Here is a 14,954-nt window from a genome sequence, read left to right as displayed (position 1 = left end):
AAAATTTATGTTAAAAAACATTAATTTGAGTGAAATAGAAATAAGTGATGTTTTAAGAAAAAGAATAGAAGAGTTAGATATTTCTTGTGAAATGAGAAATGAGGGTACTATCATTAGTTTAAAGGATGGTATAGTTGAAATTAGTGGTCTTTCTGATGTATTTTTAGGAGAGATGATTTATTTTTATCAAAATAATATTTTTGGTTTGGTTTTAGGTTTTAATGATATTTATGTTAATGCTATTGTTTTAGGTGAATATTTACATTTATCTGAAGGGCAAAAAGTTCGTTGTACAGGTAATTATTTGGAAATTCCAGTTGGTTATAATTTTCTTGGACGTGTCGTTAATCCATTAGGAAAACCTATTGATGGAAAAGGAAAAATTCATTTTGATAAAATGCTTCCTGTAGAAAGAGATGCTCCTCAATTAATTTCTAGAAAGTCTATTTCTCAACCTGTACATACTGGTTTGAAATCTATAGATATTATGACTCCAGTTGGAAAAGGACAAAGAGAATTGATAATTGGTGATAGACAAACAGGAAAAACAACTATTGCAATGGATATTATTATTAATCAAAAAAATACTGGAATAAAATGTATTTATGTAGCCATTGGTCAAAAACTTTCTTCAGTTATATCAAATATAAAAATTTTAGAAAAAAATGATTCCATGAAGCATACAATATTTGTTGTAGCTTCTGCTTCAGATTCAGCATCTTTACAATTTATTTCTCCATATTCTGCTTGTTCAATGGGTGAATTTTTTATGGAAAATGGTGAGGATGCCATAATTATATATGATGATTTAACAAGACAAGCATGGGCTTATAGACAAATTTCATTATTGTTAAGAAGACCTCCTGGTAGAGAAGCTTATCCTGGTGATATTTTTTATCTTCATTCTAGGTTATTAGAGCGTTCTGCAAGAATTAGAGAAGAAGAAGTAGAAAAATTGACAAAGGGAAAGATAAAGGGAAAAACTGGATCATTAACAGCTTTTCCTATAATTGAAACTCAGTCTGGTGATGTTTCTTCGTTTGTTCCAACAAATGTAATATCTATAACAGATGGTCAAATATTTCTTGATTCAGATTTATTTAATTCTGGAGTAAGACCAGCAGTAAATTCTGGTCTTTCTGTTTCTCGTGTTGGAAGTTCTGCTCAAACTGATATAATTAAAAAATTAAGCGGAAGAGTAAGATTATCTTTAGCTCAATATCATGAATTGGAAGCTTTTTCTCAATTTTCTTCTGATCTGGATAAAATAACTTTAATGCAATTAGATAGAGGAAAAAGAGTGATGGAATTATTAAAACAAAAGAAATATTCTCCTGTTTCTGTTTTTGAAATTGCTATATCTATTATTGCATTAGACAAAGGATATCTTGATGATATTCCTATAGATAAAATTAATATTTTTGAAAAAAGTTTGCATAGTTATTCGAAAATAAATTATGAACAGTTTATAGAAGAAGTAAATAAAGAAACTTTATATTCGGATAATGTATTATCAAAAATGATAGATATTATTTTAAAATTTAAAAAAGAATATTTAACAAATTTAAATTAAATATTTGTTTTTTTATAATGAGGATTTATAAATGTTTATTGTTAAAATAAAAATGGGTTATATGAAATTATTAACATGGTTAAGATAGAGTTTTATGGATAAAATAAAAGATATTAAAGATAAAATTTCTAGTATTAAGAGAATACAAAAAATAACAAAAACAATGGAAATGGTATCTATTAGTAAAATGAAAAAAACAAAAGAAAGAATGGTTAATTTTAAACAATATTTTAATACTATTAATAGTATTATTATAAATACTCTTAGTACATATTTAGATTATGATAGTTTGTTCTTAAAGAAAGAAGAAGAATATTTAGAAAATAGTGTAGGCTTTATTATATTGACAACAAGTAAGGGTTTATGTGGTGGTTTAAATAATAGTTTATTAAGAAGTGCTATTGATAGAATCAGACTATGGACTAATAGTAATAAAGATGTTTTTATTTTTATAGTTGGGAAAAAAGGTTATAGTTTTTTTAGTCAATTAGGTTATAAGGTGATAACTGCATTTGATTATTTAGATGAGTATTTAAAAATTGAGGATATGTTTGGTTTTATTAATATTGTAGTTAATACTTTTTGTGATAAGAAGGTTGATTCAATCTATATGTTATATAATAGATATGTTAATAATGTGTCATCTAAAGTTTGTTTAAAGAGAATTTTACCATTATTGAATTTAAATAAAAATAAGAAATTATATAACAATGAATTATGGACCTATTTATATGAACCTAATTCAAGAGTTGTATTAGATACTTTATTAGAAAACTATATATATTTTCAAATATATCAAGGTTTGATTGAGAATATTGCTTGCGAACAGGTTTTTAGAAGATTATCTATGAAAAGTGCTACAGATAATACTTTTAATATTCTTAAGGATATTCAATTAATATTTAATAAGATTAGGCAATCTTCAATTACACAGGAGTTAACAGAGATTATGTGTGGGGTAAATTAATTTTTTATAAAGAGGTAGATATGGTTTTTGGGAAAATAATTGCTGTAATTGGTTCAATAGTAGATATTAGATTTTCTAAGGATTGTGTTCCAAAAATATATGAAGCATTGAGTTTAGATGGTGGACATTTAATTTTTGAAGTTCAACAGCAATTGGGAAATGGTGTTGTTAGAACAATACCTATGGGTAAAACGGATGGATTAAAACGAGGAATGTCTGTTTATTCTCTTGGTAAATCAATTCATGTATCTGTTGGAAATAAAACATTAGGGAGAATTATAAATGTTTTAGGGGAACCGATAGATGGTTTAGGTGATATTGATGCGGAAATGAAATATCCAATTCATAAATCTCCACCAGGTTATGTTGATCAAATAGGAAATTATGAAATATTAGAAACAGGAATTAAGGCTATTGATTTATTATGTCCGTTTCCAAAAGGAGGAAAGATTGGTTTATTTGGTGGTGCAGGTGTTGGAAAAACTGTTACAATGATGGAATTTATTCGGAATATAGCTATTAAACATGATGGATATTCTGTTTTTACCGGAGTAGGAGAAAGAATAAGGGAGGGTAGTGATTTTTATGATGAAATGAAATTATCTGGTGTATTAGATAAGGTTTCTCTTGTGTATGGACAAATGAATGAGCCTCCTGGGAATAGGTTGCGAGTTGCATTGACTGGTCTGACCTTAGCAGAAAAATTTCGTAATGATGGAAATGATGTTTTATTGTTTATAGATAATATATATCGTTATACGTTAGCTGGTGTTGAGGTTTCTGCATTATTAGGTCGTATGCCTTCTGCAGTGGGGTATCAGCCTACTTTAGCAGAAGAAATGGGTTTGTTGCAAGAAAGAATTGTTTCAACTCATAAAGGTTCTATCACTTCTGTTCAGGCAATTTATATACCAGCAGATGATTTAACTGATCCTTCTCCTGCTACTACTTTTTCTCATTTAGATGCTACTGTTGTGTTATCTAGACAAATAGCTGAACTTGGTATATACCCCGCTATTGATCCATTGAGTTCAAATTCAAAACAGTTAGATTCATTAATCATTGGTGATATTCATTTTGATGTAGCTAGTCGGGTAAAAAATGTGTTACAACGTTATAAAGAATTAAGAGATATTATTGCTATTTTAGGAATAGATGAACTTTCAGAGGAGGATAAATGTTTAGTTTATAGAGCTAGAAAAATACAGAGATTTCTTTCTCAGCCATTTTATGTTTCTGAATTATTTACTGGTATATCGGGTAAATATGTTTCTTTGATGGAAACTATTAAAGGTTTTAATGATATACTTTCTGGAAAATATGATCATATTCATGAGAAAAATTTTTACATGATAGGTAGTATCGATGAAATAGTTAAAAAAGATAATAATCAGTAATTTTATTATAGTTTTTTTATGAAAAAAAATATCAGATTTAGTTTGATAAGTACTAAAAAAGAGATTTTTTCTGGAATAGTCAAAATGGTTGTTGTTAATAGTGTTCTTGGAGATATAGGAATAATGCCAGGACATCATCCTTTATTGGCTATTCTTAAAAGTAAAAGTACAGTTAAATTGTTTTTTTCAAATGGAAATATAAAAGAATATATATTAGATTCTATAAGAGGATTTATTCAAGTACATCCATATCGTGTTATTATTTTAGTTGATACTATTTTAGATCATTGTTTTGGGTATTTTACACAAGATTTATTAAATGATAGAAGATTTATTAAAAGTTTAGGTTTAAATATGGATATAGTTAATTTTTATAAAATTAATAAGAATGAATATGGAGGGAATGAAAATATGGTTAATTTATTAAATTATTGTTTTAACATTAAAAGACTGTCTGCTTTAAAAATAGGAATAAGTATAATGAATTTTAATAAATCAGATAAATTTATTAAAATTAAATAGCAGTTGATATAGAAAATGATTTATATTTTTCGGACACATAATTATTGTAAGAATTAATTATTTGTTATTCAAAATATAATATTACTCATTAGAGTATAATTTCATGATTTTTTTTATTTGTTGTAATTTTTATGAATTTTTGAAGATTTTTCTTTGATCTTAGCTGATTTCCCTTTTAGGGACCGAAAATAGTATAGTTTTGCTCGTTTTACTAACCCTTGTTTTTTTATTAAAATGTTTTTTATAATTGGACTATATGTTGGTAAAACTCTTTCGATTCCTATGTTATGAGAAATTTTTCTTATAGTAAAAGAAGAGTTTAATCCTCTGTTTTTTTTTGCAATAACTATTCCTTCGAAGTTTTGTAATCTTTTTCTATTATCGTTTTCATTAATTATTATTTGAACTATTATTGTATCTCCAGGATTAAATTTTGGGATTTTTTTGTTTTTTGTTAAATTGAAGTTTATTTGATTAAGAATATTATTCATGTTTTTGCATATTTCCTTTTATAATTTAATATAAATTGTTAATTTATATTATTTTGTTATATTTGATATTTTAAAAAAATTATGTTTTATTTTAGTTTATGTTCTAATAAGTCTGGACGTTTTAGAATGGTGTTTTTTAAGCTTTTTTCTTTTCTCCATTTTTTTATTTTTGAATGATTTCCACTTAATAGTATTGATGGAACATTAAGATTATCTATTTTTATAGGTCTTGTATAATGTGGATGATCTAATAATCCATTAGAAAAGGAATCTTGAGTTATAGAATCTTTATTATTTAAGGTCCCAGGAATAAGTCGCGTAATAGCATCTATAAAAACCATTGCCGCGAATTCACCTCCGCTTATGATAAAGTCTCCTATAGACCATTCTTCGTTAACATGTTTTATTATGATTCGTTCATCAATACCCTTATATCTTCCAGATATGAATATTAATGATTGATTATTGTTTATTACATTTTTTAATAAGTAAGATTGTGTTATTTTTCTTCCATGAGAAGTTAAATATATACTTTTATGTGGTGATGGCATATTTTTTTTTGCTTGTATGATTGCTTGATAAATTGGTTCATACATAATTACCATTCCTGGTCCTCCACCGTATGGTCTATCATCTATTCTACGTTTTGAGTTTTTTGTATAGTTTTTTGGATTCCAAAAATTAATTTTTATTAATTTTTTTTTAATAGATCGACCTATAATTCCATATTTTAAAGAGTCAAACATTTCCGGAATAACAGTAATAACACCTAAATGTAACATTTGAATAAATTATAATTATGTTTATATTAAAAAATATTTTTTATTATTACTATCATTACCGTTAATTATGGCAAATAATAGTATTTTGATATTTAAAAAAATATATATAGTTGTATACTTATGAAGTATTATTTACTCTATGTTTTTCTTTTAGTAGAGAATATACTCGTTTAGATAGTTTTGCTCCAATATTTTTCCAATAATTTAATCGATCAATATTTATATAGAGTCTTTTTTTATCATTATCATTAATTAATGAATTGAAATATCCTATTTTTTCTATATATTTTCCGTTTTGTTTGTTTTTATTTTCTATTACTATTATTTTATAAAGTGATTTCTTTTTAGTTCCAGTTTTTTTTAGACGTATAATAAGCATAATTATTTTTATTTAGAAATATAATTTCATTATAAGTTGTAATATTACTTTATATAAATAAGGTATGTAATATATTATAATCGATTGATTAGTTTAGTCAAAATATTCTTATAAATTTTATTTGTTAATTTTTTTATTTATCTGTTTGGTTGTTAAATTAAATTTTAATTAACAATATTATTTATTAATTATAATATTTTTTTAATATGATTGCGATATTTGATCCTCCAAAAGCAAAGTGATTAGATAATGCTATATGGATATTTTTTTTTCTCATTATGTTAGGTATATAATCTAGATCACATTTTGGATCGGGATTATTTAAATTTATTGTAGGAAGTAGAATATTGTTTTTTAAACTTAAGATGATTGCAATAATTTGCATAACTCCTGATGCACCAATTGTATGTCCAATCATTGATTTTTGTGCAGTGATCGGTATATCATAAGCTTTGTTTCCAAAAATGTTTTTTATTGTTTGTGTTTCGATAATATCATTTAATTTAGTTCCTGTTCCATGCGCATGAATGTATTGTATATCAGATATATTGATTTTTGCATTTTTTATTGCTTTAGATATTGCTTTTTCTTGACCTTTAGAATTTGGTATTGTTATATGGTAAGCGTCGCATGAGCTTCCTATTCCAATGATTTCGGCTATTATTTTTGCTCCTCTTGTTTTTGCATGATTTAGCTCTTCTAATATTAGTATCCCTGCTCCATCTGCTATAACCATACCGTCTCGATTAATATCAAATGGTTTACATGCTTTTTTAGGATTGGTATTTTGGGTAGACATAATTCGGAGTTTACACCATGATGCCATTATGGTTTCCCATAGTAATGATTCAGATCCTCCGCATATAGCAATGTTTAAATTTCCATAAAGTATTTGTTCATAAGCATTTTTTATAGCTTCTGCAGAAGAAATGCAGGCGTTAGATGTTGTAGAGTTGATTCCTTTGATATCAAATAAAATAGCTATATGATTTGCGGTAGAGTTAGGCATTCCTTTTAATATACTTAATGCTGGTATTTTTTTCCAGTTTATTTTATAAAATGTTTGATATGCAGATTCAAGTTCAGGAAGTCCTCCTAAGCTTGTTCCAATAAAAATTCCTGCTTGATTAAGTTCTTTTATAGTTAGATTAGATGTTTTAATAGCTTGTTGTGTACAATAAATAGCGTATTTAGTTACTTTTGGGTAATAATTTTTATTTTTGAATTTTGGAATATCTATTATAGGTAAATCTTGTATTTCTCCAGCAATTTGTGTTGGATATGGAGTTGGATTATAATTTTTAATGCGATTTATTCCACTTTTTCCTTTTATTGCGGATTTCCAAAATGATTCGATTCCAATTCCAATGGAGGAAATTATTTCCATTCCTGTTACAACTACTCTTTTTTTCATTATTATTATATTTTTGATTAGTTTTGAAGTGAAATATTTTATTTTATAAACATATCAGTGATTGATTGTTAATTAATATTTGATTTTATTTTACAATAGATTTTGGTTTTACGTTGTGAGAATAGTTAAGTATATATGATATTAATTTTAATTAAACATAATTAAATTTTATATATGAATGGTAAAATAAATATTTTATATATTTTTTCTACAAAGAATTTTATATTTACATTTATTACAAATAGATGGTGTATGAGGATTTGGTGGATAGTGTCCTTTATTAAAATTATTTAAAAGGTTGACAATTTGATTGTAATATTTTTTTTGATAATAGTGTAAATTATTTTTTATAATTAGATTATTGCAAGAATTTGGTAGATTTTTATTAAAACTAATTCCTTTGTATGAAAAAGAATTAGTTTTTAATTTTTGAAATAATATAATACTAATATTATTTTTTAACAAGGTAAATAATGATAATTGTAAGTTATTTATTATGTTGTTTGTATTTTCATGTAGAAAGTTTTTTGGTAAATTACTTTTATAATCAATAATCCATAATTTTTTGTTTTTATCTTCGTCAATTCTATCAGTTCTGATATAAAAATTAATGTTGTTTATGTGAATAAGATGTTTGTTTTCTAGATATTTTATTTTAAAAGGTTCTCTTTTTTTTTCCCATTTTAGAGATAATTTTATTATTTGTTTTAATCGTGTTATTTCATTTTTTTTTACTAATGGATTTAATAGAAATAAAAATTTTTTTTGTAATAGGTTGATACTATTTTTAATAGATAAATTTATTAGGTATTTTATTGTTTTTTTATTAAATTTTAATAAATTATGTTGGTTTTTTAAGTATTTCCACAGTATTTCCATTGTTTTATGAAGAAGAATTCCTTTTTCTTTATTAATTATTTCTTCTGAGAATTGATAAAATTGTTTTTTTATATTCAAATGATAAAAAGATAGTGCTTTAAATGGACATTGAATAAAATTGTTTAATACGTTAATTCCATCTGTTAATATATTATTTTTTTTAAATGATATTCGATAATTTTCAGAAAAATTTATTAACTTATTATTTTTTTGTTTATTTGTGTTTAAAAATATTGGATAGATATTTTTTAGGTTTTTAATGATTGAATTTACAATTTGTAATTGTCCTGCATTATTGTATTTGGAATAACTAATAATAATATTCGATTTATTTTTTCGTAAACGTATTATATTTTTTTTTATTATATTTAAGGATTTTTTATAATTGTAGAATATTATTTTTTTTTTTAAGTTATTTGGTATAAACGAAGAGAGATTAAAAATTTTGTAATGATATTGTGTATCCATATTTTTAATCCATATCTCTTTCATAAAGGTTCCTGATGTTTTAAGTGGATTTAATATTTTAATATTAGTATATTTGTTTAATAGCAAAGAGTTAAATTCTATTAAATCTTTTAATGCTGTAATTGCTTGATTTTTATTCATATTTGAAATAAGTAATTTATATTGTCTTAATTTATCCAATGTTGCTAGTAAATATTGATAGCATTGATAATTATTCTTGGTGAGAGGATATTCTCCTGGAAATCCTAAATTTTTAAGACGTTTTTTAAAAATTATTATCCATTGTTTTGGAGATGTTTTTTGTGGATATGTTGTAATTGTTTTTAATGCATAACTAAGTTTTGGTGATTTTTTAGAAATTTTTTTACAAAAAAAATTGTAATTATTTTTTTTTTCTTCAAGGAAAAAACTGTTTTGCATTAGTTCTATTCTAGGTAACATTTCACTTTTTGATCCTATTAAGTAGGGGGATTGTAATAATAAATAATATTCTTCGTTGGTCATTTTTTTTTTATCAATATTGATCCATGTTAGTGCATGAGAAATTATTGGATAATTTTCTAATAAGTTTTCTGAAAAAATTTCAAAATTTTTGATGAAATTTTGTTGTAAGTTTCGTTTAATATTTTTTGATTGTTTTTTTAATTCAGGAATGATTATGCCAATATTATTATTTTGTTGTGATTGTTTTTTTGCCCATTGAAGGATTTTTTTATTTTCTTCTTTCTCATTTAAATTTTTACATAAAAAAATGTGTGATTTTGATATTTTAGAAAACGAATCATGTTTAGTAACAACATCAAAATGTTTTATTATATATTGTTGTTTGATCATTGATTTTTGTATTTTTTTTTGTTGATATGTGTAATAGTCAAAGTATAACCATATTATAATTTTTGAATTTAATTTAAATTTCCAGTTTAATATATAGTTAGCTATTTCTGTTTCACTTATAGAATTTAATTTAAATAACTTTTTTTTTAATTGGGAAATCCAATGTTGGAATTCTTTTGTTTTTTTTGTTAATGAAAAATTAGGATGTTTATAATTTATATTCCATGCATTACATTGCTTCCATCCTTTTTCAATAGATAGAAGTATACTTTCGTTAATTTTTTTTTTAGATAAAATTTGTCTCCATAGGAAGCGTATTTGAAAATTTTCTAGTATATTAGGATGGTTATATTGAGGATGCTGATTTATGATATTTTTAAAAGTGTATCTTAAAAACTCAGAATATGAAAAACAATTGGGTTTTTTTATAGCTATTTTTTTTTTCGCTTTTTTATAAAAATATTCTAATAATAATTCTTTTTTGATTATGAAATTTGGAACTATTACTATAGCGGATTTTTTCATTAATTCAAAAAGTATTTTTTTTTTATATAAAAAATTCATTTTATTTATATATAATTTTGTTATAAGATTAATATATTATTATTTTTAATAGATGAGAGCTATGGTAGATTTATTAGATAACTTTATATCTTTATTTTATTTATAAAAAAAAGATTGGTATGGGAAAATTTATAATTTCATTTTATAGAGATTTATTTGTTTATAAAATGTTTATTGGAATTTTTTATTTTAAATAAAAAATTTTATTTTGTAAAGTATAAAGTAGAAATATATTTTTTTATATATTATAAAATAATATATATAGTAATTTATTAAATATTTATATATGAAAGATAAGTTAATTGAAATTAAAATAATCAAAAAAAAAGTATACATTGATGATATAATTCCTAGATATGCTACTTTAGGTTCTTCTGGATTAGATTTAAGAGTATGTATTGATAGTCCTGTTTGTATACATCCTAATAGTACTATTTTATTAGAAACTGGAATTGCTATATATATTAAATATAGAAATATTGCTGGGATCATTTTGCCTAGATCTGGTTTGGGCCATAATAATGGGATAGTATTAGGAAATTTAGTTGGATTAATTGATTCAGATTATCAAGGAGAGATAAAAATTTCTTGTTGGAACAGAGGTGGAAGTAATTATTTAATTAATCCTGGAGAGAGAATTGCTCAGTTAGTATTTATATCAATTAAAAAAGTAAAATTTAATATTGTAAGTTCTTTTAAAAAAAGTAAGAGATCTGATCATGGATTTGGAAGTACTGGTAGATAAGATATTTTTAAATAAATATTGCAAGAATTAGTAAAAAATGAAATGTAAGTTTATGTACGTAGTACATATATTATATTTATTTTTAGTAAGAGAGTTGTTTATTTTAAATTTTATTGTTTATAAAACAATGTATATATATTTTATATAGGAATTAATTTAATTGATGTTGTTGGTGGAGATTGTTTCCATAGACTAATTACATACCCACCAAGTCCTGATCCTGTAGGTTTTGCTGTAATAGCACCTAAATTTAGTAATAAGTTTATGTGTTTTTTAAGATGTATATTAATTAAACCCCATTCTTTAAAGCAGTTATGTGCCTGTTGTATAGATTGAGCTAAATAATAAATAGAATTTTTTGGGTCTTTTTTTTCTAAAGAAAAAATAGCTTTTGTTACGCTATTTTTCATTTCTATATCAATTCTTTTAGCTTTTTTTTTATTTTTTTTCCATAAATTATTAACTTTATTAATGCAAAAAGAGGTTTTACTTGTTTTTCCACAGGAAGATAAAAACCATTTTGGTTTCCAAGTTTGATTAATTATTTTATTTGTTCCATTTTTAAAATAAGTACCTATTTTTGATGAGACTCCAATGATATCAATTCCACTACTTTTTTTATGAAAACGCATCTCTATTTTTTTTGCAAAAGGATAAATTAATTCTGGTTGTAAATTATATACTCTAGTAAGTAATTTTGCTATTACAAATGAAATAGCAGCAGATGAGCCCATTCCCATTCCCATTGGAATATTGTTATATATATTTATATAGCCATTAAAGTTATTTGTTTTTTTTTCTATTAATTTTAGTCCATATTTAAGTGTTTTTCGAAAGATTTTAGATATATTTGTTTTTATATTGTTATTATTACAGGATATATGTAATGTGTTAGAATTGATATTTTTATATTTTAAATAAAGTATTTTACTTTTTATAGGATAAACTATAGCTCCATATCCTCTTAATACTGAATGTTCTCCAGTTAATATCCATTTTCCATGAGCAATAATTTTAATATCATTAAAGTATGTCATAATTTTGTTTTATACAGTAATTTTTAAAATTTAAAGCTAATTTTGTTTGGTCATTTCTATATAATAGGTGTATATTTGGACCTGCATCCATCGTTATGATAGGTCCGTCTTTTTTTACTTTCCATAATTCTTTTAACATTAAAAGTGCATTTTCTGTTTTTTGATTTATATAGGAAAAAGATGGTTTACTAGTTATAAATAATCTATGTAGATCAAAAAATTCTTCCCAACATATTTTATAAATATTTTTCCAATGTTTATATTTGATGGCTTTAAATAATTTTTTTAGGTTATTATTTGCTCTTTTGTGTCGTGTTTTAAAATAGGTACTAGTTTCTATTAAATTATGTGCTTGGGTTGATGATATGTATTTTTTTTTTTTATCAATGAGAATAATTTGATGTTTTAGATTATTATAATTTATTTTTGGTGATAAAACCAAATTATTTTTTTTCCATAGTGTCCATGGAGAAAAAAATGATCTGCAAGATGATCCTGATGCCATTCTGCTTATGTTAGCTTGTTTTGTAATTGATGGGATAGGACACTGCTTAATTGTACTGATTGCTAATATTGCACATTTAGTTAATGCTGCAAAACTTGATGCAGAACTTGATATGCCAGCACTTATCGGAAAATTATTGTTTGATTGAACAATAAATGATCCTTTATAGTTAAAATATGATTTTATCCTAGATAAATGTTTTAAAAAACGTTTTTGTTCTGATATAGATAGTAAAAAAATATTTTTTGTATGGTTAGTTTTTGTTATTGATAGCGGTTTCCATAAATCTTGTTTTATTTTTTTATTATATTCTAATAAAACTGTACTTTTAAAACGGTTTAAAGTATAAGATAATGATGAATTTATAGGTAAGTTATTGATTTTATTTTTTTTCCCCATATATTTAATCAGTGCAATATTAGATGGTGCTTGTGCGATCCATTTCATAATATGAATTTAATGTAAAAGTGTTTTTTATATATGTAATATACATTATGTAGATGATTAATAATATTTTATGTATTGTAAAATATTTTTTTATTATGGAAAATATTTTTATTTATTATTATATAGATAATGGTTTAAGGTCTTTTAGATTTTTTCCTATGTTAATTGTTATTTTTAATGGAATGTTTATGCTAGTAACAACATTTTCCATAATGAGCTTTATTTTGTGAGTTGCTTCAATTAAGTGAGAGTCACAAACTTCGAAAATTAATTCGTCGTGTATTTGCATAATTATCCATATAGGAAATTTTTGTGATTTACACCAGTTATAAGTTAAGATCATTGCTTTTTTCATAATATCTGATGCTGTTCCTTGTATAGGAGCATTAATTGCTGTTCGTTCTAAAGATGTGTTTTTAATAAGTTTTTTTTTGTTGTTTATCAAGTATATACGTCTTCCAAATAATGTTTTTACATATTTTTTTTTTATAGCTTTTTTTTGTGTACTTTTTAAGTATTTTTTTAATTTAGGATATGTTTTATAATAGGATTCAATATATTGTTGTGCTTTTTTTTGGTCTGTATTTAATTGTTTTGATAAGCCAAATGCTGATATTCCATAAAGTAAACTAAAATTAATTTTTTTTGCATATTGACGTTGATCATAGGTAATTTCTTTTATTTTTGTAGAGAATATTTCGCTGGCTGTTAATGTATGAATATCTATTCCTTTGTTGAAGTTTTGAATAAGTTTTTTTTCTTTAGATAAAAATGCAGCAATACGTAATTCTATTTGTGAATAATCTGCAGATATAAGAGTGAATTTTTTATGAGAGATAAATGCTTGTCTAATCATTTTGGCTTGTTCTTTTTTAATTGGAATATTTTGTAAATTAGGTTTGTTTGAAGATAATCTTCCGGTAATAGTTGTTGTTTGATTGTAATTAGTATGAATTTTCTTTTTGATTGGATGTATATGTTGTAGTAATGATTGTATATATGTTGTAATAGTATTATATAAGGTTCTATATTCTAGTATTAAATTTGATATTTTATATTTATGAGATATTTTTTTTAATACAGATTCTGATGTAGATGGTTTGCCTTTTGATGTCCTTTCTAGTACAGGGATTTTTAAGTTTTTAAATAAAATTTCTTGTAATTGTTTAGTAGAATTTAAATTGAATGGTTTATTTGTTAAAGAAAAAATTTTTTTTTTAACTATAGATATACGTTTTTCTAAGAGATCTTTATGATTTAATAGTATTTTTTTATTTATTAAGATTCCTTTGTTTTCTATTGATGAAAGTATTTTTATGATTGGAATTTCAGTGTCCAGTAATATTTTTTTTTCTTTAATATTTAACATTTTAAATAATTTTTTATGAATCATATTGATGATGATAGTTTGTTTTATTAAATCAAATTCGATGTTAAAAGTAGGTTTTGAAATGCATTTAATTTTATATTCATTTTTTGATAAATCATATTTTAAATATCTATTTGAAAGATCGTGTAAATTATTGGAATTAATGGAATTATTTATGATAAAAGATTCAATTGTTATATCAAAAAGATTTCCATTTAAATTGATATTGAATTGTTTTAGAATTTTATATTCATTTTTTATATTAAATCCAATTTTATTTATTTTTGGATTTTCTAATATTATTTTTAATATATCTAAAATTTTATATTGGTTTAATTTTGTTTCGTGGTTGTTTTTATTCATGTTTATTGGTATATAGTAAATATTATTTTTTATAATGATTAGAATTGTTATAGTTGTTTTGTTTGTGTTGTGTAAGTTTTGATGGTTTTTAATTTTAATTAAGCACTCTTTAGAGGAGTTTAAATGATTGATGAAATTTTTAAAAGTTTTGTAGTGATCTATAGGTATTATTAAGTATTCTTTATTGTTTTTTTGTTTGATTTTGTACATAAATTTTT

13 protein-coding genes are annotated in these 14,954 nt (G+C 23.4%); 5 read left to right on the top strand and 8 right to left on the bottom strand.

All coding sequences use genetic code 11. From position 1 onward, the window contains the following. Window positions 1-7 precede the first annotated feature (7 nt). The 4 genes from atpA (at window position 8) to RQL38_RS01580 (ending at window position 4,459) form a co-directional block, all read left to right on the top strand. On the top strand, window positions 8-1,573 hold the full coding sequence (gene atpA, locus RQL38_RS01595) for a F0F1 ATP synthase subunit alpha (protein ID WP_338521289.1): 1,566 nt from the start codon (window positions 8-10) through the stop codon (window positions 1,571-1,573). Window positions 1,574-1,667: 94 nt separating this feature from the next. Continuing rightward, window positions 1,668-2,540 carry an ATP synthase F1 subunit gamma gene (gene atpG, locus RQL38_RS01590; protein ID WP_338521288.1) on the top strand — a complete coding sequence of 291 codons (873 nt, stop codon included), beginning with the start codon at window positions 1,668-1,670 and terminating at the stop codon, window positions 2,538-2,540. Window positions 2,541-2,560: 20 nt separating this feature from the next. Beyond that, a complete protein-coding gene (gene atpD / locus RQL38_RS01585; protein WP_338522000.1) occupies window positions 2,561-3,937 on the top strand; it encodes a F0F1 ATP synthase subunit beta in 1,377 nt (458 codons plus the stop codon). An 18-nt stretch (window positions 3,938-3,955) separates the two neighbouring features. Further along, window positions 3,956-4,459, top strand: coding sequence for a hypothetical protein (locus RQL38_RS01580; RefSeq protein WP_338521287.1), 504 nt, complete (start codon window positions 3,956-3,958; stop codon window positions 4,457-4,459). 113 nt (window positions 4,460-4,572) lie between these two features. On the opposite strand, the gene rplS is transcribed toward RQL38_RS01580, so the two are convergent. The 5 genes from rplS to RQL38_RS01555 form a co-directional block, all read right to left on the bottom strand. Then, window positions 4,573-4,950 carry a 50S ribosomal protein L19 gene (gene rplS, locus RQL38_RS01575; RefSeq protein WP_338521286.1) on the bottom strand — a complete coding sequence of 126 codons (378 nt, stop codon included), beginning with the start codon at window positions 4,948-4,950 and terminating at the stop codon, window positions 4,573-4,575. 86 nt (window positions 4,951-5,036) lie between these two features. After that, a complete protein-coding gene (gene trmD, locus RQL38_RS01570; protein ID WP_338521285.1) occupies window positions 5,037-5,732 on the bottom strand; it encodes a tRNA (guanosine(37)-N1)-methyltransferase TrmD in 696 nt (231 codons plus the stop codon). 118 nt (window positions 5,733-5,850) lie between these two features. Continuing rightward, window positions 5,851-6,111: a 30S ribosomal protein S16 gene (rpsP, locus tag RQL38_RS01565; RefSeq protein WP_338521284.1), complete on the bottom strand. Its 261-nt coding sequence runs from the start codon at window positions 6,109-6,111 to the stop codon at window positions 5,851-5,853. A 184-nt stretch (window positions 6,112-6,295) separates the two neighbouring features. After that, on the bottom strand, window positions 6,296-7,525 hold the full coding sequence (locus RQL38_RS01560; RefSeq protein WP_338521283.1) for a beta-ketoacyl-[acyl-carrier-protein] synthase family protein: 1,230 nt from the start codon (window positions 7,523-7,525) through the stop codon (window positions 6,296-6,298). Between the two features lie 195 nt (window positions 7,526-7,720). Next, window positions 7,721-10,231 (bottom strand): PD-(D/E)XK nuclease family protein, encoded by a 2,511-nt coding sequence (locus RQL38_RS01555; RefSeq protein ID WP_338521282.1) that lies wholly within the window; start codon window positions 10,229-10,231, stop codon window positions 7,721-7,723. 325 nt (window positions 10,232-10,556) lie between these two features. On the opposite strand from RQL38_RS01555, the gene dut reads away from it, so the two are divergent. Next, the gene (gene dut, locus RQL38_RS01550; RefSeq protein WP_338521281.1) at window positions 10,557-11,015 is read left to right on the top strand and encodes a dUTP diphosphatase; all 459 of its coding nucleotides are present in this window, start codon (window positions 10,557-10,559) and stop codon (window positions 11,013-11,015) included. Between the two features lie 140 nt (window positions 11,016-11,155). Here dut and RQL38_RS01545 read toward each other — a convergent pair whose 3' ends face one another. The 3 genes from RQL38_RS01545 to RQL38_RS01535 all read right to left on the bottom strand — a co-directional run bounded on the left by RQL38_RS01545 (window position 11,156) and on the right by RQL38_RS01535 (window position 14,946). After that, window positions 11,156-12,052 (bottom strand): mevalonate kinase, encoded by an 897-nt coding sequence (locus tag RQL38_RS01545; RefSeq protein WP_338521280.1) that lies wholly within the window; start codon window positions 12,050-12,052, stop codon window positions 11,156-11,158. Beyond that, window positions 12,039-13,004: a diphosphomevalonate decarboxylase gene (locus tag RQL38_RS01540; RefSeq protein WP_338521279.1), complete on the bottom strand. Its 966-nt coding sequence runs from the start codon at window positions 13,002-13,004 to the stop codon at window positions 12,039-12,041. The genes RQL38_RS01545 and RQL38_RS01540 overlap by 14 nt, the downstream gene beginning before the upstream one ends. A 118-nt stretch (window positions 13,005-13,122) precedes the next feature. After that, window positions 13,123-14,946, bottom strand: coding sequence for a DNA polymerase (locus RQL38_RS01535; protein WP_338521278.1), 1,824 nt, complete (start codon window positions 14,944-14,946; stop codon window positions 13,123-13,125). Window positions 14,947-14,954 lie beyond the last annotated feature (8 nt).

Source organism: Candidatus Legionella polyplacis (assembly GCF_037013735.1).
In the GTDB taxonomy this organism is placed as follows: domain Bacteria; phylum Pseudomonadota; class Gammaproteobacteria; order Legionellales; family Legionellaceae; genus Legionella_E; species Legionella_E polyplacis_A.
Note: the sequence above shows the minus strand (reverse complement) of the source record. Positions and strands in the feature narration are given on the sequence as shown.

Coding starts and splice junctions, on each gene's coding strand:
- atpA (WP_338521289.1), top strand. CDS start 8: ATGTTAAAAAACATTAATTTGAGTGAAATAGAAATAAGTGATGTTTTA.
- atpG (WP_338521288.1), top strand. CDS start 1,668: ATGGATAAAATAAAAGATATTAAAGATAAAATTTCTAGTATTAAGAGA.
- atpD (WP_338522000.1), top strand. CDS start 2,561: ATGGTTTTTGGGAAAATAATTGCTGTAATTGGTTCAATAGTAGATATT.
- RQL38_RS01580 (WP_338521287.1), top strand. CDS start 3,956: ATGAAAAAAAATATCAGATTTAGTTTGATAAGTACTAAAAAAGAGATT.
- rplS (WP_338521286.1), bottom strand. CDS start 4,950: ATGAATAATATTCTTAATCAAATAAACTTCAATTTAACAAAAAACAAA.
- trmD (WP_338521285.1), bottom strand. CDS start 5,732: ATGTTACATTTAGGTGTTATTACTGTTATTCCGGAAATGTTTGACTCT.
- rpsP (WP_338521284.1), bottom strand. CDS start 6,111: ATGCTTATTATACGTCTAAAAAAAACTGGAACTAAAAAGAAATCACTT.
- RQL38_RS01560 (WP_338521283.1), bottom strand. CDS start 7,525: ATGAAAAAAAGAGTAGTTGTAACAGGAATGGAAATAATTTCCTCCATT.
- RQL38_RS01555 (WP_338521282.1), bottom strand. CDS start 10,231: ATGAAAAAATCCGCTATAGTAATAGTTCCAAATTTCATAATCAAAAAA.
- dut (WP_338521281.1), top strand. CDS start 10,557: ATGAAAGATAAGTTAATTGAAATTAAAATAATCAAAAAAAAAGTATAC.
- RQL38_RS01545 (WP_338521280.1), bottom strand. CDS start 12,052: ATGACATACTTTAATGATATTAAAATTATTGCTCATGGAAAATGGATA.
- RQL38_RS01540 (WP_338521279.1), bottom strand. CDS start 13,004: ATGAAATGGATCGCACAAGCACCATCTAATATTGCACTGATTAAATAT.
- RQL38_RS01535 (WP_338521278.1), bottom strand. CDS start 14,946: ATGTACAAAATCAAACAAAAAAACAATAAAGAATACTTAATAATACCT.